Source organism: Streptomyces roseolus (genome assembly GCF_014649855.1).
GTDB classification, from domain to species: domain Bacteria; phylum Actinomycetota; class Actinomycetes; order Streptomycetales; family Streptomycetaceae; genus Streptomyces; species Streptomyces roseolus.
The window spans coordinates 1-19,801 of sequence record NZ_BMTV01000023.1; the positions used below are offsets into that span (position 1 = coordinate 1).

The window sequence follows — 19,801 nt, forward strand, 5'->3', positions numbered from 1 at the left end:
CCTTCCTCGACACCAAGTTCCCCTACTTCGGCGGCCAGCAGGCCAACCGCATCTTCGCCGAATCCGCCCGCAACGTCGGCGAGGACTGGTCCTACCTGCCCTTCCAGGTCTACGCCAACTCCATCTTCAACGACACCGTCGGCAAGGCCTACGTCTCCCCCACCACCCTCACCGACGGCCTCAAGGCCTGGCAGGACGCCAGCGTCAAGTACGGCAACGACCAGGGCTTCACCGTCAACAAGTAGCCGCATCGCGGCGGGGGCGGAGCCGGACGGCGCTCCGCCCCCGCGAGCCCTCGGAAAGGGCTTGCCACACCCCATATGTTTGCGTAAACACCTCAAGGCGACGTCTCGACTCGCACGACTTCACGTACAGGAGCAAGCAGCGCATGCCCGTTCTCCAGACAGACAAGGCCGGATTCCTGCTCGACGGCCGACCCTTCCGGTTCCTGTCCGGTGGGCTGCACTACTTCCGGGTCCATCCCGAGCAGTGGCAGGACCGGCTCCGCAAGGCACGGCTCATGGGCCTCAACACCGTGGAGACCTACGTCCCCTGGAACCTCCACCAGCCGCGCCCCGACCGCTTCGCCCTCGACGGCGGCCTCGACCTCCCCCGCTTCCTCGACCTCGCCGCCGCCGAGGGACTGCACGTCCTGCTGCGCCCGGGGCCGTACATCTGCGCGGAATGGGAGGGCGGCGGCCTGCCCTCGTGGCTGCTCGCCGAGCCGGACATACGACTCCGCTCCCGCGACCCGCGGTTCCTGGCGGCCGTGGACGACTTCTTCCGCCGTCTGCTCACCCCGCTCCACCCCTACCTCGCCTCGCGGGGCGGCCCGATCCTGGCCGTACAGGTGGAGAACGAGTACGGCGCCTACGGCGACGACACCGCCTACCTGGAGCACATCGCCGACTCTCTGCGCGCCTGCGGCGTCGACGTCCCCCTGTTCACCTGCGACCAGCCGGCCGACCTGGAGCGGGGCGCCCTGCCCGGCGTCCTCGCCACCGCCAACTTCGGCAGCCGCTCGGCCCACCACCTCGCGGCGCTGCGCGCGCGGCGCCCCGAAGGGCCGCTGATGACCACGGAGTTCTGGATCGGCTGGTTCGACCGCTGGGGTGCCCGGCACGTGGTCCGCGACCCGGACGACGCCGCCCGCGAGCTCGACGAGGTCCTCGCCGCCGGGGCGTCGGTGAACTTCTACATGTTCCACGGCGGCACCAACTTCGGCTTCACCAACGGCGCCAACGACAAGCACACCTACCGCCCGACCGTCACCTCCTACGACTACGACTCGCCGCTCGACGAGGCCGGCGACCCGACGGAGAAGTACACCGCCTTCCGCGACGTCATCGCCAAGTACGCGCCCGTGCCGGACGCCCCCGTGCCCGCGCCCGGCCCCAAACTGGCCCTTCCCGCCGTCGTGTTGACGGAGAGCGCCGCGCTGCTGCCGAACGCCGGCGCCCTGGCGCCGCGGGTGGACTCCCGGCGGCCGCTGACCATGGAGGAGCTGGAGCAGGACTTCGGCTTCGTCCTGTACGAGACCACCCTGCCCGTGCGCGGCCCCGTCCTGCTGGAGGTCGAGCACGTCCGCGACCGCGCCCAGGTGTTCGTCGACGGGCAGCCGGTGGGCGTCCTGGAGCGCGAGAACCACGAGCACTCCCTGGCCTTCACGGCCCCGCGGGCCGGCAGCGTGCTCTCGGTCCTGGTGGAGAACCAGGGCCGGGTGAACTACGGCCAGGGCATCCACGACCGCAAGGGCCTCCTCGGCGCGGTCCTCCTCGACGGCGTCGAGCCGTCGGCGTGGACGAACCGGCCGCTGCCGCTCACCGCCCTGGAGGACGTCCCCTTCACGCACACCACGACGATCCCCGTCGGTCCGGCCTTCCACCGGGGCACCTTCGCACTCGACGAGACGGCCGACACCTACCTGCACCTCGACGGCTGGACCAAGGGCAACGCCTGGGTGAACGGCTTCCCGCTCGGCCGGTACTGGTCCCGCGGCCCGCAGAAGTCGCTGTACGTCCCCGCGCCCGTGCTGCGCGCCGGGACGAACGAGGTCGTCGTCCTGGAACTCCACGCCGGGCCCCGGGCCCGCACCGTCGACTTCCGCGCGGCGCCCGACCTCGGCCCGACCGAGGAGTAGGACCACTCGGCGACGCCGGACCCGGGCGGGTCCTCCCCCGCACGCCCGGGTCCGGCCCCTCTCCGCCCCTGCCCTCCCGGCTCCCGGGAGGGCTTTCGCCGTTCCCGGGCTCCGGACACACGCCTGCGCCGGGCGGCCGCGCCCGGCGGCCCGAGGGGGACGCTCTCCCCGCAGGGGGAACGCCGCCCCGGAACGTGGCACCGAGGACGAGGCCCCACGGTCCCTTCTCCCGCGCACCGTCCGTGAAGGGTGCCGGCCGGGGTGGTGGGAACCGGTCCACCACCGCGGCCGCCCCGCACCTCGCGCGTCCTCCCCCGGCGGCCGTACGCGGCCAGGGCCACGGCTCCCGGCCTCACCCCGTCACCGCCCGAGCCGCCGAGCCGCCGAGCCGCCGACTATCCCAGTGCGCCACGAGGCCCGCTCCCCTGAGGGAGCGGGCCTCGTCCGTGCGCCGGAGAGCCGTGGGGCGGGTCAGTGGGGGAGTCCGACCGCCCGTTCGCCGTTGCGGCGCTGCTGGATGACGACGGCCGCCACGAGCAGGGCGCCCTGGGCGACGTTCTGCCAGAAGGTGTTGATGCCCTGCACGGTGAGGCCGTTCTCCAGGGCGCCGAGGAGGGCGACGGCGAGCAGGGTGCCGCCGACGCCTCCCTTGCCGCCCTTGAGGGCGCAGCCGCCGAGGGCGGCGGCGGTGATGGCCTTGAGTTCGAGGCCCTCGCTGCCGGAGACGGGCTGGCCTGAGCCGGTGCGGGCGGTGAGCAGGATGCCGGCGACGGCGGCGACGACGCCGATGAGGGCGTAGACGGCGACGAGGTACTTGTTGATGTCGATGCCGGCGAGGCGGGCGGCGGTGTCGTTGCCGCCGATGGCGTAGAGGTTGCGGCCGATGTCGGTGTACTTGAGCATCACGTGCACGGCGAGGGCGACGGCGACGAGGATCCAGACCATGACGGGCAGGCCGGCGATCTTGCCGCGGCCGAGGAAGACGAAGACCGGGTCGTTGAGGACGTAGCCCTGGGCACGGCCGTCGGACAGGAGCTGGGCGAGGCCCTTGTAGGCGGCGAGTCCGGCGAGGGTGGCGATGGTCGGGTTGACGCGGCCGTAGACGATGGCCAGGCCGTTGGCGACGCCCACGAGGACGCCGACGCCGACGGCGGCGAGCATGCCGAGGTAGGCGTGGGAGCCGGTACTGGTGAAGACCATGGCGCTGACCACGGAGGCCACGCCGACCTGGGAGCCGACGGAGATGTCGAGGCCGCCGCAGATGATGACGACGGTCTGGACGACGGCGAGGAGACCGGTGATGGTGGCCGCTTCGGCAATCACCTGGAGGTTGGAGAGGCTGAGGTAGTTCTCGTTGAGGACGCCGAACAGTCCGAGGACGACGACGAGCGCACCGATGAGGCTGAGGTTCTGTCCGCCGAGGGCGGCCAGGGGCGAGCGCTTGCGCGCCGCCGGCGGGGCCTTCTCGGTCCCGGCCGGGGAGGTGGTGGCGGTGGTCATCGGGGGCCTCCATGGGCGGAGTCGGTGCGGGGCCGTGCGGCGGCCGGGGTGGGGACGGGGTCGAGCGGGGCCAGGTCGTCGGCCATGGCGAGGTGGAGGATCGCTTCCTCGGTGGCCTCGGCGCGGGCGAGTTCGCCGGTGACGCGGCCGCCCTGCATCACCACGACCCGGTCGGCGAGTCCGAGCACCTCGGGGAGCTCGGAGGAGATCACGAGCAGGGCGACGCCGTCCCGCGCGAGGTCGGCGATGATCCGGTAGATCTCGGCCTTGGCCCCGATGTCGATGCCGCGCGTCGGCTCGTCGAGGATCAGGACCTTCGGCCGGCGCAGCAGCCAGCGGGCGAGGACGACCTTCTGCTGGTTGCCGCCGGACAGTTTGCGCACCTCGTGCTCGATGGACGGGGTGCGGACCCTGAGCCGGTCGGAGAAGTCCTGGGCGACGGCCTTCTCCTGGCCGCGGCGGACGAAACGCATCCGGCGCAGCCGGTCCAGGCTGACCAGGGAGGTGTTGTCGCGGATGGACCGCTGGAGGAAGAGGGCCTGGGCCTTGCGTTCCTCGGGGGCCAGGCCGATGCCGGCCCGGATGGCGTCCTTGGGGCCGCGCAGCCGCAGGGGCCTGCCGTTCAGGGTGATCCGGCCGGAGCGCAGGGGACGGTCTCCCGCGAGGGCGAGCCCCAGCTCCGAGCGGCCCGCGCCCATGAGGCCGGCGAGGGCGACGACTTCTCCGGCCCTGACCCGGAGGCTGATGTCGTGGACGTCGTCGGTGGTGACGCCGTCCAGTTCCAGCACGACCTCGTCCCGGGCGACGTCCTGCCGCACGAAGAGCGAGGAGAGGTCGCGGCCGACCATCATCCGCACGACCTCGCTCTCGGTGGTCGCCGCGGCGTCGAGGACACCGGCGGAGGCGCCGTCGCGGAGCACGGCGATCCGGTCCGCGAGCCGGAAGATCTCCTTCATGCGGTGGGAGACGTAGATGATCGCGATGCCCTGGGCGCGCAGCCGTCCGATCAGGGCGAACAGGGCCTCGGCCTCGTTCTCCGCGAGCGAGGAGGTCGGCTCGTCGAAGGCGATGACTTTCGCGTCGCCGGTGAGGGCGCGCAGGATCTCCACCAACTGCCTTTGCGCGGGAGTGAGTTCGGAGCCGAGCAGGTCGGGGGCGATGACCTTCTCGAAGCCGAGCCGGGCGAGGTCCGCGGTGATCCTGCGGCTCAGCTCGCCGCGATCGAGGCGGCGGCCCGCCGTGCGGGGAAGGGCTCCGGCGTAGACGTTCTCCGCGACGGAGACGTGCGGGATGATCTCCGGTTCCTGCGGGATGATGCGGATCCCGGCCCGGCGCGCGTCCTGCGGCGAGGCGAACGAGACCGGCGTGCCGTCGAGGAGGACCCGCCCTTCGGTGGGCCGGTGGTCGCCGGTGAGGATCTTCAGCAGCGTGGACTTGCCCGCACCGTTCTCGCCCATGAGGGCGGTGACCTGCCCGGGAGGAAAGGTGAGGGTGACGCCGCTCAGGGCCTGGACGGCGCCGAAGCGCTTGGTGATGTCCTCGACGGCGACACCGACACCTGGGGTCGCCTGCGTGGGGGGTGGGGTGCCGGGTGTGGTCATGCTGGCCTCATGTGCTGGAGGGACGGGAAGGGGCCGGGGCGAGCGCCGGTCGGCGGGAGAGGGCCGGTGCGGCGGACGGGGCGGTACGCCGCACCGGCGGTCGGGGGCGGCGGCTCAGCCGCAGGTGACTCCGGCGGTCTTCCAGGTGGCGGCGTCGACCATGGTGGTCGGGGCGAAGGCTTCCTTGGGGAACGCCTTGCCGTTCTTGAGCTTGTCGTACATCGTCTGCACGGCCAGCGCGCCGACGTCCTTGCCGTTGATGAACAGCGCGGCCTTCATGCCGGACGGCTTGCCCGAGCTCCAGTTCTTGCAGGCGAGGTAGGCGCCGAGGCCCACGCCGATGACGTCGTCGGCCTTGAAGCCGGCGTTCTCCAGCGCGGTCACGCCGCCCTGGACGTTCTCGTCGTTGCAGCCCCAGAGCACCCAGTGCTTGACGTCCGGGTTGGCGGTGACGGTGGCCGCGATCTTGTCCTGCGCGCCGGTGGGGCTGTTGTCCGTGGGGACGTCGATGTTCCGCACCTCGGCACCGGCCGCGGCCGCGAAGGCGTCCTTGGCCGCCTGGACGCGGTCGGTGCAGACGGTCACGTCCTGCTTCCACGCGGAGATCGTGCGCGTCTCCTCGGGCTTCCACCCCGCCTTCTTGAACTCCGCGGCGGCGCGCTTGCCGACCTCGCCGCCCATCTGCTGTCCACTGAAGCCGATCCGGGGCACCAGGTTCTCCGGCGGACAGGCGGACGGGTCCGGGCCCGTGGTGCAGATCTGGTCGTCGGACGTGAGCAGGGCGACGTTCGCGTCCTTGGCGATCTGGGCGACCTGAGGGCCGACTGCCGGGTCGGGCACGACGACGATCAGACCGTTGCTCTTCTGCGAGATCGCCGACTGGGCCTCGCTGATGGTCTTGTTGGCGTCGGTGCCGAGATTGACGACCTTCAGGTCGATGCCGAGTTCGTCCGCCTTGGCCCGGGCGCCGGCCGCCTCGCCGACGAAGTACTCCTGGTCGCCCTGCTTCTGGAGGTACGTCAGGGAGATCTCGCCGTCGACCTTGCCGGCTCCTCCGTCGCCTCCCGCACCTGCCGCCTGCTGCCCACTGGAGCAGGAGGCCAGGGCGAGGACGGTGGCCAGTCCCAGGGCGACCGCCGCCATCGGCCGCCGGTGATATTCAGTGAACATGTCATTCCCCTTGCTCGGACGGGCCGCACGCGGTCGACCGGTGAGGCGCGGTTTCGGGTGGCTCGCGGAAGATCGCGGCGAGGGAGAGGGAACGACGGTTCCGATCCCGTCCGACGACGGTGCGCGAGCGAACGGCCGGGCGCTCCCTGGAGTGTTGAAGTCACCACAGCCCGCCATTAATCAACTTGATGCCCCACAGAAAAGCGCCGTTTCCATCAAAAGTCAACAAGCGGTTCCACGCCGTGCGGATCGATACGCCCCCGTTACCGGCGCCACCATCGGCGCACCCGGAGCAGCGAACAGCGAGTCAGTGGGCCCGGACGACGGCAGCACCGGCGGCCGACCGCCTCGAACAGCTCGAACAGTGAGATGTTGAAACATGTTGGATTGCCTTCTGGGCAGTCCTGTCGGAGCGCAGGGCGATGCGCTCCGCTTCCTCAAGCGCTCGCGACGGCCTTCCGCGTTGCGGCCGTGAGCCGCATGACGGGTTCGGATGTCGGCCGGATCGACGCCCGCGGCGGAACCGGCCCGATCCGGGGCCGACAGGGAAGCCCCGCACGCACCACGATGTCCTGCCGATTCCTGCCTGTGGTTCTGCCTGGAGACGGAAACGGCCCGCTGCTTGGCTGTGCGGTGCGGGCGGGAACCCGGACCTCGCCGAGACGGTCCGGTCGCGCGGCCGCGAGGTCGTTGCCCGTACGACGAGCCGTCCGGTCCTGTCGGGCATCCGGCCGCCGTCTTCCGGGGAGGTGCAGCGGTCCTGTTCCCGCCCGTGGCAGCCCCGGAGCCCCTTCCCCTGAGCGGAGAGAAATTGAGCGTGGTGTTGACGACCGCCTCCGTGCCGGACCGGGACAAGGTCGCGTACTGGAACGACGCGGTGAGCAGGACGCTGGTACCGATGGAGGTCGCCCCTCAGGGTGACGGGCCGTTCGACGGCCGGATCGCCACCAGCCGTCTCGCGTATCTCCAGGTCTCCACCGTGGAGGCCGACGCGGGGCGGGTCAGCCGCACGCCGGCGCTCATCGCCGGGTCGTCCGAGGCGCTGGTAGCGGTCGGTCTCCAGACGTCCGGCACGGCCACCTTCGTCCAGGACGGCCGACGGGCCGAGGTACACGAGGGCGACCTCGTGGTGTACGACACGGCCCGGCCGTACTCCTTCGACTATCCGCGGCGGTTCGCCGCGCACGTCTTCCAGCTTCCGCGCCGCACACTGGGCGTGCCGGAGAGTGACATCCGGCGGGTCACGGGCAGTGCCGTCGGCACCGGGGACGGCTTCGGCGCGATGCTGCTCCCGTTCCTGGCCGCCCTGGCCTCCTCCCCCGCCGACGGCTACCCGCCGGCCGTCGCGGACCGGCTGGCCGGCAACGTGGTCGAACTGCTCGCCACCCTGATCACCGAGCGGGCCCATCCGGGCGGCACGGACACGGACGCACCGAGCCATCTGGTGCTGCGGATACGTGACCACATCAACCGGAACCTGGGCGACCCGGATCTGTCACCGGAGGGCGTCGCCCGGGCCCACCGGATCTCCGTCCGGTACCTGCACCGGCTGTTCGAGGGCGAGGGGACCACGGTCGGCCAGTTCATCCGGCAACGGCGCCTGGAGGAGTGCGGCCGCGAACTGGCCCGCCGCGGCGGGACGACCCCCACCGTGTCCGCCGTGGCCCAGAGGTGGGGCTTCGTCAGCCCGGCCCACTTCAGCCGGTCCTTCCGCGCCGCCTACGGCGTCTCCCCCCGCGAATGGCGCAACCTGCGCACCGCCCAGGACGGTCCCGGGAGTGCCCCGGCGGTCGCTCCGGTGCCCGGGACCCCGACCGTGGACGCCGCCGGCGTCCACGGTGCCGGACGGTGCGGGGCCGGCCCCGCACCGTCCGGCAGGTGAGGTTCCGCTCCGGTCGCCCCGTGCCCGCGGTGGCCGCGCCCGGCCCTCGACAGCGCCCCACGGCGTTCCGGCGCACGGGCCGGCACCCGTGCGCCGGTTCGCCCTTTCGTTCAGCCCCTCCCGGCAGGAGACCGTGTGTGACCGAGTTCGTCCCCTCGTCCCCCCGTCCCGCCCTGGACCGCCTCACCCTGGCCTTCGTGTCCCGACACACCTGTCCACCGCCGGCGGGCGACCAGGACGTGGAGCGGGCCCGTCTGGACCTCGCGCGTCTCCAGGGCGCGGAAGGCCGCGCCCCCCGCGACGACGGGGCCGTCTCCACGGAGTGGTTCGCCCTGCCGGGCGGGCCCACCGGTCACGTGCGGGTGCAGGTGGTCAGGCCCGCCGACAGCGTCGGCGACATCCCCGTCGTGCTGTTCCTGCACGGTCTCGGCTGGGTTCTGGGCGACGCCGGCACCCATGAACGCCTGGTGCGCGCGTTCGCCCTCGGCGCGGACGCGGCCGTGGTCTTCGTCGAGTACGAGCGCGCCCCCGAGGCCCGGTACCCCGTCGCCGTCGAGCAGTGCTACGCCGTCGCGAAGTGGGTCTGCGAGCGAGGCGGCGAGATCGGCCTGGACGGCAGCCGTGTCGCCGCCGTGGGCGACTCGACGGGCGGCAACCTGGTGGCGGCACTGACCCTGCTCGCCAAGGAGCGCGGAGGGGTGCGGCTGCTCCAGCAGGTGCTGCTCTGCCCGGTCACCGACGCGGGCCTCGACACTCCCTCGTACGAGGAGTTCGCCGACGGCTACTTCCTCGGCCGCGGGACCATGCGCTGGTTCTGGGACCAGTACCTGCCCGACGTACGGCAGCGGGACCAGGTCACCGCGTCACCGCTGAGGGCCTCCCTGGAACAGCTCGCCGGGCTCCCGCCCGCCCTGGTCGTCACCGGCGAGGCCGACGTGGTCCGCGACGAGGGCGAGGCGTACGCGACGAAGCTCCGCGCGGCCGGGGTACGCGTGGTCTCCCTGCGCTACCACGGGACGATCCACGGCTTCATGGTGCTCGACCAGCTACGCGACACGGACTCCGCCCGCGCCGCACTCGTCCAGGCCCTCGACACCGTGCACGTCGCCCTGCACCGGCGCGGCGGCTGAGCCTCGGGACGCCATGACCACGGGGAGCGTGTCCAGGAGCTTCCGCGCGGCCCTCAGCTCGTTGTCGTCGGCCGCGTCCCCGAGGGCGAGGGCCTGACCGAGGACGTGGCGGGCCTCCTCGATCTCCCCCAGCTCGACCAGGGCCTCTCCCAGGAGCAGCAGCTGTTCCGCCTCCCTGTGGGCGACGCCGATGCGACGCGACCGGGCCTGGGCGCCGCGCAGGTGGGCGACGGCCTCCCGCCACCGTCCCAGCGCGACGCAGTCGGCGCCGAGCGCCTGCGACGTGTGGGCACGGAAGATGTCGGCGACGTGTCCGCTCACCGGACAGTCGGGCGCGTCGAGGAAGGCCAGGACGCGCCGGTGCTGGACGAGGGCTTCCTCCGCGTGGCCGAGCAGGCGCAGCGCGCTCCCGTAGAGGCGCACGGCCTGGGGCCACGCCTCGTAGTGGCCGGTGGACTCGGCCAGTTCGGCCGCGGAGAGGGCCCTGTCCGCGGTCTTCCGGGCATCGCCGAGCTGCCGGTACCCGCTCGCCGCGTGCACCAGGGCCGAGACCTGCTGGTGGACGTCGTGTGCGCGGCGGGCGTGTTCCAGTGCCTCTTCGGCCCGTTCGACGGCCTCGCGGTGGCGCTGTTCGCAGGAGTTCAGGGCCCAGGAGAGGCAGTTGAGGTGGAAGGCCCGCATGGAGGGGTCGTCGATCGCGGCGGCGGCGTCGGCGGCCAGGCGGAAGACCTCGGGCCAGTGCCCCCCGTGCACCCACAGGTCGCAGAACCATTCCATGGCGTGGGCGGTCTCCACGACCCGGACGTGCTCGCCCCGGTGGGCGGCGGCGCGCAGCGCGGCGAGCCAGGAGGGGGCTTCGCTCTGGAGCCAGGCGCGGGCCTCCGCCGCGCTCCCCAGCGGGACCGGGCCCCGCCAGGACGGCGGCGGTGCCCCGTGACCGGGCTTGTACCAGCGGCCGGCGACCACGGCCGTGTCCAGGAGCCAGTCACGCAGCCGGGCGTCGGCCGCTTCCCGCTCGGCGGGCTCCTCCTCGCGGGACAGCCGGGCGCGGCCGAACAGCCGGATCAGGTCGTGCAGCTGGTAGCGGCCGGTGAAGGTGGCCTGCAGCAGCCCGGCCTCGACCAGCTCCTCCATCACGTCCTCGGCCGCGAAGACGTCGGTGGCGGCCAGCGCGGCACCGTAGGCGGCGGTCATGTCGGGGCCCGGGACCAGGCTCAGCAGCCGCAGCATGCGTGCCGCCTGGCCGGTCAGCTGACGGTAGGACAGTTCGAAGGCGGCCTCGACCCGTACGTCGCCGGCGGCGAGCGCGCCCAGGCGGCGTTCCTCGTCCGCGAGGCGCCGGAGCAGGTGGTCGACGGTCCATCCGGATCGGACCGTCAGCCAGTTCGCCGCCACCCGCAGGGCCAGCGGCAGTCGTCCGCACAGCTCCGCCACCCGTGCCACGGCCGCGGCTTCCGCGTCCGCGCGCTCCTCGCCCAGGATCCGGCGCAGCAGGTCGACCGCCTCCTCCTGCGTCATCTCCGACAGCGGAAGCCGGTCGACGTCCTCGAGGCCGGTCAGGGGCCGCCGGCTGGTGACCAGCACCAGGCTCCGCCCGCCCGCCGGCAGCAGCGCACGCACCTGCCCCTCGTCGCGGGCGTTGTCCAGCACCACCAGGCACCGGCGGTCGCCCAGCAGTGCCCGCAGCAGCCCCGCGCGGCCCCGCTGGTCCTCCTGCGCCAGCCGGCGGTCCGACACGCCGAGGGCCTTCAGCAGCTTCAGCAGCGCCTCGCCCGTGTCCACGGGGCCGTCCACGCCGTGCAGGTCCACCACGAGGCAGCCGTCGGGGAACCTCTCGGCGAGATCCGCCGCCGCCTTCAGCGCCAGTGTCGTCTTCCCGCACCCCGGAGGTCCCGAGACGACCCACACCGACGCTCCTCCACCGGCCGGGGCGCGTTCGGCGGCCGCCCGCAGGAGAGCCAGCTCCGGCTCGCGCCCCGTGAAGTCCCCCACCGTTCGCGGCGGCACGACCGTTCCCGTCACCGCGACCGCGCGCGTCGGACGCGCCGCCCGCGCCGTGGTCAGCAGCGCCTCCCGCTCGTCGTCCGCGAGGCCGAGCCCCTCCGCCAGCGCCACCACCGTGCGCCGCTGCGGAACCAGGCTGCGCCCCCGCTCCATGTCGCCGATGGCCCTGACACTCACCCCCGACGCCTCGGACAGCTCCTCCATCGTCAGACGGCCTCGCTGCCGCAGGCCGCGCAGGACGGCGCCGAAGGACTTCTTCCCGTACACGCCCACCCCTTCCGGTCAGCTCGTCGCCCGCGCCGCGGCCCTGATCAGGTCGGCGACCCGCCTGGGCTCGGAGAGGGCGACGGCGTGGGAGGCGTCCGGGAGTTCGAGGACGACGGCTCCGGCGCGTGCGGCGCCGAAGCGCTGGACCTCGGGGCTGATCGTGCGGTCGGCCCCGGCCACCAGGGCCCAGGACGGTTTCGTCCGCCATGCCGCCACGGCGGCGGTCTCGGTGAACGCGGTCACGGCGAGCGGGCGTTGGGCCGTCGCCAGGACGCCGGCGACGTCCTCGGGCACGTCCGCCGCGAAGACGGAGGGAAAGGCCGTCTCCTCGATGGTGACCTCGATCGCGTGGGCGCCGTCGTGGAGCGGGTACGTCCACTCCTTCAGGCTGCTCGCCAGCGGAGGGTCGGGGAAGCCTTTCCGGAGCCGGTCGAGGCTCTCGCCCTCGTCGGGCACGTAGGCGGCCACGTAGACGAGCCCCACGACGTTCTCCGCGGCGCCGGCCACGGTGATCAGCGCGCCACCGTACGCGTGGCCGACGAGTACGACCGGACCTTCGACCTGCGTCAGGACGGAGGCGAGGTAGGCGGCGTCCGACGCCAGGCCCCGGAGCGGGTTCGGCGGGGCGATCACCGGGGTGCCGCTGCCGCGCAGTTCCGCGATGACGCCTATCCAGCCGGTCGCGTCGGCGAAGGCACCGTGCACGAGGACGGCGGTGGGGTGGGGCATGCGAGTTCTCTTCTCGGTGTCGGGCACGACGGCGCGCACGCGTCTCAGCGCCTTCGCTCGTCCTGGGTGTCGTCGGTCATCGGCGCGAAGGCCGAGGTCGCCAGCGCCTGCCATGCGCTGGGGCTCATGCCGTAGGCCCCGCGGAACGTGCGGCTGAAGTGCGAGGGGCTGCTGAAGCCCCAGCGGTGCGCCATCGCGGCCATCGTGGCCCCGCGGGTGGAGCGGCCCAGCTCGAACCGGCAGGACTCGAGCCTGCGCTGCCGCACCCACTGGCTGACCGTGCTGCCGTCGCTCTGGAACAGCTTCTGCAGGTACCGGACGGAGATGTGGTGGGCACGGGCGATCGACTCCGGTGAGAGGTCCGGGTCCCTCAGGTGTTCTTCGATGTGGGCGTGGATGCGGGACAGCATCTCGTTGCCGGGTCCGGACGCGTCGTCGGCGGCGTCCGTCGTGTCCGCTTCGAGGAGCTCCATGACCAGGACGGAGAGGAGGTGTACGGCCGTGCGGGCGCGCCGGTCCCCGATCGTGGACCGGCGGAACTCCGCCTCTGCGGCGAGCGCGGTCAGGAATGCGGACGCCAGCGCCCCGATGCCCTCCCCGCCGCGTACGGGGACGCCGAGCACCCGGTCCAGTTCCGGCTCCGGGACGCCCGGATAGCAGCGGGGCACCCGGAAGAAGATCATCTGGCAGTCCTCGCCGAACCGCAGCAGGTGCCGTCGGGCCGGGTCGCAGAAGACCAGGTCGCCCGGCTCCAGCAGGACCTTGGCACGCTCGCGGACGACGGTGACGGCCCCACGGACATGGACGCCGAGGTAGACGTGGTTGAGGTCGTCCGTGTCCGGCATCCCGGAGAGCATCTGGACCAGCCACCCCGAGCGGGAGGAGGACGGGGCCGGATCGGGCGCCTGCCGGGGCACCCGTTCGGGCGCGCGTGACATCAGTGTGAGGGTCATGGTGGTTCCTAGCCGTGGGTTCGTGCAGGCGGAGAGCGGGTCACGCCCCTCTCGGCAGCGCCTCGGCCAGGAACTTCTCCACCACGGCGTTGAAGGCCGGCGGGTTCTCCAGGAAGGGGAAGTGCGAACTCGCCACGTCGGACGGGAAGACGTGCAGGCGTGCGCCGGGAATCCGCTCGGCGACGAAACGCTGGGAATCGGGGTGCACATGGCTTCCCTCACAGCCGATCACCAGGGTCGGCACGTCGATCCGGGGAAGCACGTCGCGCCAGTCCTGCGCGCAGTGGTCGAAGAGCAGCGGGACGCCCGCGTGGGCGGGCGTCGACCTGATCTCCTCGGCGACGAAGGCCAGCACCTCGGGATCGGGCTCGCCGGAGAACATGCCGCGCACGAAGTCGGCGCGGACCGTGTCGCCCTCCGGCCCCGCGAGGGCCGCACCCAGGTACAGCAGTCCGGACACGTCGAAGAGGGCACCGGAGTCCCGCTGTTCCCGCTCGGTCGTCCAGGGCACGGCGGCGACCGCCGCGGGCTGGTCGACTGCGACGAAGCGCCGGATCCGTCCGGTCCCGTACTGGTCGACGAAGCTCCACCACACCGAGACGCCCATGGACCAGCCCAGCGCGTCGAAACGGTCGAGACCGAGATGGTCGACGAGTTCGAGCACGTCGCGGGAGAGCCGGGCGATGCGGTAGCCGTGACGCGGCTTGCCGGACTTCCCGTGGCCGCGGAGGTCGACGGTGACGACGCGGCGGCCGGGCGCGAGTCCCTCGGTCTGGTGGCGGAACATCGCCTGCGTCTGGCCCCAGCCGTGGAGCATCACCAGCGGGACTCCCTCGCCGCCGGTGTCCTGGTACGCGAGCCGCGCACCGTCCGTCGTGATCAGCTGCTCCATGTCCTCTTCCCTGGTCAGAGGCGGTACGCCCTCCCCGCCCGTCCCGAACATCATCAAATGGGGCCCGTCGCCCGCACCACCGCGAGCTGTAGGAATCGGACCGTGGGTCCTCATCGCTTTGTCGAAGGCGGGTCCGGGGTCACCGGACTCCGCCGGCGCCCGGAGCGAGGAGTTCCCCGATCCTGAGGCCGAGGTGCAGGGTGAGCCGGTGGGCGCCGTCGTCGAGGTCGAGTCCGGTCACCTCCTGGATCTGGCGCAGGCGGTAGTAGAGCGACGTGCGGTGGATTCCCAGCGCGTCCGCGGTCCTGGGAATCGATCCCGCGTGCGCGAGGAAGCAGCGCAGGGTGTCCCGCAGGCGGTCGCCGCCATGAGCCTCGCTCAGGGTGCGGAGCGGCTTCGGGATCAGCGACGCGTTCAGGGCGTGCTCGGGGAGCTGGAGCAGCACGGCGAGCTCCCCGAGCAGCTCCCAGTCACCGATGCCCCTCAGGGAGGGCAGTCGGCGTGCCGCGCGGGCCGCCACGAGCGCCTGCTCGTACGACGTCCGGGCGCCGTCCAGGCCGGGGTGCCGGCCGCCGACGCCGATCACGGGGTCCGCCGACGGGTCCAGGAAGGTGCGGAGTTCGTCGAGGATGCGGGCGGACTGGGCGGCGATCTCATCCGCGCCGGGCGACCGGCCGCGGAGCTGGAGCAGCATCGCCCGCTCCCTGCCGATCGCGATGAGGCCCTGGGCGGAGCGCGTCTGCCGGAACCCCTCCAACGCCGCCCACAAGGCCGCCTCGGACTGCCGCACGGGCTCCGTCCCGCAGCCGAGCCGGACGACGGTGACCAGGACGTGTTCCGCCGCCCCGAGCAGACCGAGCTCCTCGCCGTGGCGACGCGCGGTGGTGCGTGCGGCGACGTCGGCGCCGACGAGCGCGAGGGCCAGGTCCCGCTCGTCGGTCTTCCGGGTGTCGGCGGCGATGCGCTCTCCGTGGATCTGGGCCGCCATGGCCTCCGCGGCCCGGGCGACGGCGGCGGTCTCCTCCTCCGCCAGCTTCTTCTCGGGCACGACCACCACGAGCAGCCCGAGGAGGTGCCCCCGCTCGCGCAGCGGCACGACGTAACGGGGCAGCAGTCCGAGATCGTCACGGCCGTCGATGAACCCGGGCCTGGACCACCGGGTCACGCCCTGGGCGAGTACGTAGCGGATGGCCGCGTTGTCGGCACGGCCCTGCAGCAGGGTGCCGATGCGCACCGGGTCCTCGTCGCCGAAGTGGCGGCTCGTGCAGACCATGCGGACCAGCGGGTCGTCGACGGCGACGGACCGGCCGAGCCGCTCCGCGAGCTCGTCGACGAGTGCCTGGAGCTCGGGGCTGCCGGGGCGGGCTCGCTGGAGCCTTCCGGTCATGCGTGGTTCCTCTCTCGCTCACCTGTCCCCGCGGGTTTCTCCCTCCCGCGGTTCTTGATCAGTCTGAGGAAACGACGACGCCGGCACATCGCATGAATCGTCCATTGCCGTGACGCGCGCGGGGGATACGAAGCGACTACTCTCCGCTGTCACGGAGCCTGACCAGCCGGGTCAGCTCCGCACGCGAGGTGACGTCCAGCTTGGTGAAGGCCCGGCGCAGGTGCGAGCCCACCGTGTGCGGCGAGAGGGAGAGCTGCTCGGCCGCCTGCCGGTTGGTCAGCCCTCGGGCCACGAGCCGGACTGTCCGCAGCTCCGCCGCCGTCAACTCGGGCCAGGCACCGGAGAGTCCGGTCGTCGAGGGCCGGCGGCGGACACCGGCGGCCCGCAGGCGTCGGCGCACCCGCGCGACGTCCCTTTCGGCTCCCGCCCGCGCATAGAGCGCGAGGGCCGTCTCGAAGTACGGGACCGCTTCCGGCGTGCGGGTGGCCGCCACCTTGCGGCCGGCGTCCTCCAGGGCCGATGCCCGGGCCAGTACGCGAGGGCAGTCCTCGTACAGCCGGACGGCGCGTACGAGAGGGGCGAGGTCGTTGTCGAGGAGTCCCCGGGCGTGCGCGGCGGTGGCGGCGAGGAACGGGAGGCCGGGATTGAGCGCGGCTCGCTTCTCCGCCATGGCGACCGTCTGCACGGCCCGTTCGTGCCTGCCCGCGCGCAACGCCATGCGGACGAGCACCGGGGCGTCGGCAGGGTCGATCAGGCCGGCGTAGGCGGGCCGGTCCGCGGCGGGTGACGTCATCACCCCGTCGAGTTCGGTCATGGCGCGGCCGGGCCGGCCTTCGAAGTCGGCCATCAGTGCCAGCATCCAGGAGCCGAAGTGCCGGACGACGGGGGCGCCGTCGCTCCGCATGCGCCTCGCCTGCGCCGCGTACGCTTCCGCGGTCCGCCGGTCGCCGGTGTGGAGGGCGACGCGCAGCATCACGTACCGGAGCGTGACGTCGGCGAGGTTGCCCGGGCCGGGATCGTCGGCCGTGGGGGACGCGGCCTCGGCGTCGGCCCGGGCGTCCGACAGCCGTCCGGTCTCCAGGAGGATGCGGGTGCGGGTCATGAGCCACATGCGGGTGGCGGCCGTCCGGCCCTGCTCGCGGGTGATCCGGATGCCCTCCTCCGCGACGGCCAGCGCCTCCGCGGTGCGTCCGGTGGTGTTCGACAGGAGGGCGTGCCACAAGGCCTCCGGGACCCACAGCGAGGTGCTGACGCCCAGGGCGTCGGCCAGCGCGGCGGACCGCTCGGCCTGCCGGAACGCCTCGGTCAGGTCCATGCGGTGGAAACTCACGGCCGAGCGGACCGTCGTCAGGGTGGCCTCGGCGGTGCGGTCCCCCGCCGCCGCCGCGGTCTCCCACGCCTCCGCGGCGACCTGTTCGGCCGCCGCGTGCTCGCCCGACATCGACAGGCCGACGGCGAGCACGGCGAGCAAGCGCCCCCTCGCGGCCACGGAGATCCCGGGCAGTGCCGCCCCGGCGCGGGCCTGCCGGACCGCTTCGGAGAAGTCGAACGGTACGGCGAGGCGTGCCAGGGCGAGGCGTACGAGCGCCTCGTCCTCGGGGCCGAGACCGCCGGCCGCCAGGGCGGAGGTGCCCAGCTCACGCGCCTGGGCGGCCCGGCCCGTCTGCCAGAGCAGCGGGATCGTCTCGGCGATGATCCGCGGCCGCTCCGGAGCGTCCGCCCTGGTGAGTTCCAGGGCCTCGAGGCTGCGCTCCGCGGCGGGTCCGGGGGCGGTGGCCGCGAGTTCCGCCGCTTCGGTACGCAGCCGGTCGGCGACTGCGGCGTCCCCCGGCGCCGCCCTCTCGGCCTCCGCGGCGTCAGCCGGTGCTCTCCCCGGCGGCAGCCCGGCGGCCTGTCGGCGCAGGGCCCGGCGCAGGGGCAGGGGGAGGCCGGCTTCCACCGCCTCGCGGATCAGGTCGTGGCGGAAGGCGAGGCGATCGCCGCTCTCGGCGAGCAGATCGGCGTCGAGGGATTCCCGTACGGCTGTGATGAGCGCCGCCGAGGATCTGCCGAGCAGTTCGGCGAGGAGCGCGACGGTGACCGTGCCGCCCACGGCGGCCGCCGTCCGCACCAGCTCCCGTGCCTCGTCGGACAGCTGGTCGAGTCGGCGCACGACGGAGGGGAGTTCCCGCGGGGCCGGGGGGCCGGCCGGCAGCCTCGCCGTGCCGTTCTCGATCGTCACCCCCTCCTCCCGCAGCGAGCCGAGCAGCTCGACCAGCAGCTGCGGCACCCCCTCGGCGCGGTGGGCGAGGCGGAGGACGTCCGGGTCGGGAGGAGCGCCGAGGGCGTCCTCGGTGATCCGGGCGATCGCACGGTCCTCCAGCGCTTCGAGGACCAGCTCGTGTGCGCCCGCCTGACGGATCCTGCCCAGGGTGGTGCGCACTCCGGACGGCACGCTGCCGGCGCGCACGGCGACCAGCCACAGGATCGGGTGCGACGAGAGCCCCGCCGCGAGCGTGTGGAACGTGAGAAGGGTCAGGTCGTCGCACCACTGGAGGTCGTCGAGGACGACGAGCAGGGGTCCGTTCCGGGCCGCCTCCCGCAGGCGGTCCCCCAGCTCCTGAAGCAGCCAGAACCGCTGGCCGGGTGTCGTGGCGAGGTCCCGGAGACGTGGGGCGCCCGACAGGGGTTCCTCGCCGGAGAGTACGCCTTCGAGGAGCGGGCCGAGCGGCACGAACCGTTCGTCGGGGTCCGCCGCTCCCTCGAACACCCGCGTCCCGCGCCGCCTCGCGGCCGCCGCGGCCTCCGCGAGGATCCTGGACCTTCCGATTCCGGCGGGGCCCTCGACGCGGACGATCCCGCCCTCGCCGCGGCCGAGCGCGTCGAGCCGCTCCTCGATGAACGCCAGTTCGGCTTCCCTGCCCCGGAGGGGTGTCCGTACGCCGTCCAGCTCCTCGGGCCCGGTCCTCGTCGTCACTCGGTTCACGCTCATACGGCGGATCAGTATGAACCATGTGCGCCGCCCCGGCGACGCCCGGCCCGGGGGCCCGTCTCAGTCGAAGCGCGGGTCGGCGAGTTGCCGTTCGAGGACGGTGACGTCGTCCTCGGGCTCCTCCCCGACCGGGCGGGCCGCCCTGAAGACCGGGCCGGGTGACGCCGGGGCTCCGGCGTCACCCGGCCCGGTCAACGGTGCGGTGTCACTTCGCCAGGAAGGCGAGGAGGGCGGTGTTGACCTCCTCGGCGTGGGTCCACAGCAGACCGTGCGGGGCGCCCTCGATCTCGACGTAGTCGGCCGACGGGAGCGCCTTGTGGAAGGGGCGCGCGGTGCCCTCGGCCGGCAGGATGCGGTCGGCGGTACCGTGCAGGATCAGCGCCGGCACGTCGACGGCGGGGATGTCGGCGCGGAAATCGGTGTACCAGGTCGCCGGCGCGGCGGAGGCGGCGAAGGAGCCGCCGCGGGCCGCGGTGTTCCAGCTGTTGCGGACGGCCTCCTCGCTGATGCGGCTGCCCAGGTTCTCGTCGAGGTTGTAGAAGTCGTTGAAGAAGGCCGTGTAGTAGGCGTACCGGTCGGCCTTGACGGCGGCCACGACGCCGTCGAAGAACTCCTTCGGGGCGACGCCGTCCGGGTTGTCGTCGCTCTTGAGCAGGCAGGGCTCCAGGGAGGCCAGGAAGGCGACCTTGGCGACGCGGCCGGAGCCGTACGTGGCGACGTAACGGGCGACTTCGCCGGTGCCCATGGAGAAGCCGACGAGGACGGCGTCCTTCAGGTCGAGGGTCTCCATCACGGTGTTCAGGTCGGCGGCGAAGGTGTCGTAGTCGTAGCCGGTGGTCGGCTGGGAGGACTGTCCGAAGCCGCGGCGGTCGTACGTGATCACCCGGTAGCCGGCGTCGAGCAGAGCGGCGCTCTGGCGCTCCCAGGAGTGGCCGTCGAGCGGGAAGCCGTGGATGAGGACGACGGGCTGCCCGTCTCCCTGGTCCTCGAAGTAGAGCTCGACGGGGTCGGTGTTCTCCTGGCCCACGGTGATGTACGGCATGGGATGTCTCCTCGTTTCGGGTCGGCCGGTCCGCGCGTCGGAGCGGCGCGGTGTGCCCGTCACGCTAGGACCGGTCGCGCGTCTCCTGTTGCCGTACCGCGCACCACACCTTGCACAGGGGCGCAGAGGTCGC

Annotated in this window: 14 protein-coding genes and 1 pseudogene; 4 read left to right on the forward strand and 11 right to left on the reverse strand. The window is 73.0% G+C overall.

The window, feature by feature from the left end; translation table 11 throughout:
- Positions 1 to 245 (forward strand): annotated as a pseudogene (locus IE245_RS25425) (sugar ABC transporter substrate-binding protein); the annotation flags it as partial.
- 143 nt (positions 246 to 388) lie between these two features.
- On the forward strand, positions 389 to 2,140 hold the full coding sequence (locus IE245_RS25430; protein ID WP_189951536.1) for a glycoside hydrolase family 35 protein: 1,752 nt from the start codon (positions 389 to 391) through the stop codon (positions 2,138 to 2,140).
- A gap of 471 nt (positions 2,141 to 2,611) precedes the next feature.
- On the opposite strand, the gene IE245_RS25435 is transcribed toward IE245_RS25430, so the two are convergent.
- The 3 genes from IE245_RS25435 to IE245_RS25445 form a co-directional block, all read right to left on the reverse strand.
- A complete protein-coding gene (locus IE245_RS25435; RefSeq protein WP_189951538.1) occupies positions 2,612 to 3,640 on the reverse strand; it encodes an ABC transporter permease in 1,029 nt (342 codons plus the stop codon).
- Positions 3,637 to 5,241, reverse strand: a complete 1,605-nt coding sequence (locus IE245_RS25440; protein ID WP_189951540.1) for a sugar ABC transporter ATP-binding protein — start codon at positions 5,239 to 5,241, stop codon at positions 3,637 to 3,639. Before IE245_RS25440 ends, IE245_RS25435 begins: the two co-directional genes overlap by 4 nt.
- A 114-nt stretch (positions 5,242 to 5,355) precedes the next feature.
- On the reverse strand, positions 5,356 to 6,411 hold the full coding sequence (locus IE245_RS25445) for a substrate-binding domain-containing protein (RefSeq protein WP_189951543.1): 1,056 nt from the start codon (positions 6,409 to 6,411) through the stop codon (positions 5,356 to 5,358).
- 811 nt (positions 6,412 to 7,222) lie between these two features.
- On the opposite strand from IE245_RS25445, the gene IE245_RS25450 reads away from it, so the two are divergent.
- Both IE245_RS25450 and IE245_RS25455 read left to right on the forward strand, forming a co-directional pair.
- A complete protein-coding gene (locus IE245_RS25450; RefSeq protein WP_189951545.1) occupies positions 7,223 to 8,293 on the forward strand; it encodes an AraC-like ligand-binding domain-containing protein in 1,071 nt (356 codons plus the stop codon).
- A gap of 137 nt (positions 8,294 to 8,430) precedes the next feature.
- A complete protein-coding gene (locus IE245_RS25455; protein ID WP_189951772.1) occupies positions 8,431 to 9,423 on the forward strand; it encodes an alpha/beta hydrolase in 993 nt (330 codons plus the stop codon).
- On the opposite strand, the gene IE245_RS25460 is transcribed toward IE245_RS25455, so the two are convergent.
- The 8 genes from IE245_RS25460 to IE245_RS25495 form a co-directional block, all read right to left on the reverse strand.
- Positions 9,340 to 11,694 carry a helix-turn-helix domain-containing protein gene (locus IE245_RS25460; protein WP_189951547.1) on the reverse strand — a complete coding sequence of 785 codons (2,355 nt, stop codon included), beginning with the start codon at positions 11,692 to 11,694 and terminating at the stop codon, positions 9,340 to 9,342. The genes IE245_RS25455 and IE245_RS25460 overlap by 84 nt on opposite strands.
- A gap of 15 nt (positions 11,695 to 11,709) precedes the next feature.
- Positions 11,710 to 12,423: an alpha/beta fold hydrolase gene (locus IE245_RS25465; protein WP_189951549.1), complete on the reverse strand. Its 714-nt coding sequence runs from the start codon at positions 12,421 to 12,423 to the stop codon at positions 11,710 to 11,712.
- A gap of 44 nt (positions 12,424 to 12,467) precedes the next feature.
- On the reverse strand, positions 12,468 to 13,376 hold the full coding sequence (locus IE245_RS25470; protein WP_189951551.1) for a helix-turn-helix domain-containing protein: 909 nt from the start codon (positions 13,374 to 13,376) through the stop codon (positions 12,468 to 12,470).
- Between the two features lie 40 nt (positions 13,377 to 13,416).
- On the reverse strand, positions 13,417 to 14,268 hold the full coding sequence (locus IE245_RS25475; protein WP_189951553.1) for an alpha/beta fold hydrolase: 852 nt from the start codon (positions 14,266 to 14,268) through the stop codon (positions 13,417 to 13,419).
- A gap of 139 nt (positions 14,269 to 14,407) precedes the next feature.
- Complete coding sequence (locus tag IE245_RS25480; protein ID WP_189951555.1) at positions 14,408 to 15,655, reverse strand: PucR family transcriptional regulator; 1,248 nt, start codon at positions 15,653 to 15,655, stop codon at positions 14,408 to 14,410.
- A 136-nt stretch (positions 15,656 to 15,791) separates the two neighbouring features.
- Complete coding sequence (locus IE245_RS25485; protein WP_189951557.1) at positions 15,792 to 18,626, reverse strand: helix-turn-helix transcriptional regulator; 2,835 nt, start codon at positions 18,624 to 18,626, stop codon at positions 15,792 to 15,794.
- Positions 18,627 to 18,686: 60 nt separating this feature from the next.
- On the reverse strand, positions 18,687 to 18,821 hold the full coding sequence (locus IE245_RS37790; protein ID WP_268256588.1) for a hypothetical protein: 135 nt from the start codon (positions 18,819 to 18,821) through the stop codon (positions 18,687 to 18,689).
- 10 nt (positions 18,822 to 18,831) lie between these two features.
- On the reverse strand, positions 18,832 to 19,668 hold the full coding sequence (locus IE245_RS25495) for an alpha/beta fold hydrolase (RefSeq protein WP_189951559.1): 837 nt from the start codon (positions 19,666 to 19,668) through the stop codon (positions 18,832 to 18,834).
- Between the last annotated feature and the right edge of the window lie 133 nt (positions 19,669 to 19,801).

What these genes read in the sequence shown, in the direction of transcription:
- IE245_RS25480 (WP_189951555.1), bottom strand. Translation starts at nt 15,655, where the DNA reads ATGACCGGAAGGCTCCAGCGAGCCCGCCCCGGCAGCCCCGAGCTCCAG.
- IE245_RS25445 (WP_189951543.1), bottom strand. Translation starts at nt 6,411, where the DNA reads ATGTTCACTGAATATCACCGGCGGCCGATGGCGGCGGTCGCCCTGGGA.
- IE245_RS25440 (WP_189951540.1), bottom strand. Translation starts at nt 5,241, where the DNA reads ATGACCACACCCGGCACCCCACCCCCCACGCAGGCGACCCCAGGTGTC.
- IE245_RS25470 (WP_189951551.1), bottom strand. Translation starts at nt 13,376, where the DNA reads ATGACCCTCACACTGATGTCACGCGCGCCCGAACGGGTGCCCCGGCAG.
- IE245_RS25430 (WP_189951536.1), top strand. Translation starts at nt 389, where the DNA reads ATGCCCGTTCTCCAGACAGACAAGGCCGGATTCCTGCTCGACGGCCGA.
- IE245_RS25485 (WP_189951557.1), bottom strand. Translation starts at nt 18,626, where the DNA reads ATGAGCGTGAACCGAGTGACGACGAGGACCGGGCCCGAGGAGCTGGAC.
- IE245_RS25435 (WP_189951538.1), bottom strand. Translation starts at nt 3,640, where the DNA reads ATGACCACCGCCACCACCTCCCCGGCCGGGACCGAGAAGGCCCCGCCG.
- IE245_RS25495 (WP_189951559.1), bottom strand. Translation starts at nt 19,668, where the DNA reads ATGCCGTACATCACCGTGGGCCAGGAGAACACCGACCCCGTCGAGCTC.
- IE245_RS25475 (WP_189951553.1), bottom strand. Translation starts at nt 14,268, where the DNA reads ATGGAGCAGCTGATCACGACGGACGGTGCGCGGCTCGCGTACCAGGAC.
- IE245_RS25465 (WP_189951549.1), bottom strand. Translation starts at nt 12,423, where the DNA reads ATGCCCCACCCCACCGCCGTCCTCGTGCACGGTGCCTTCGCCGACGCG.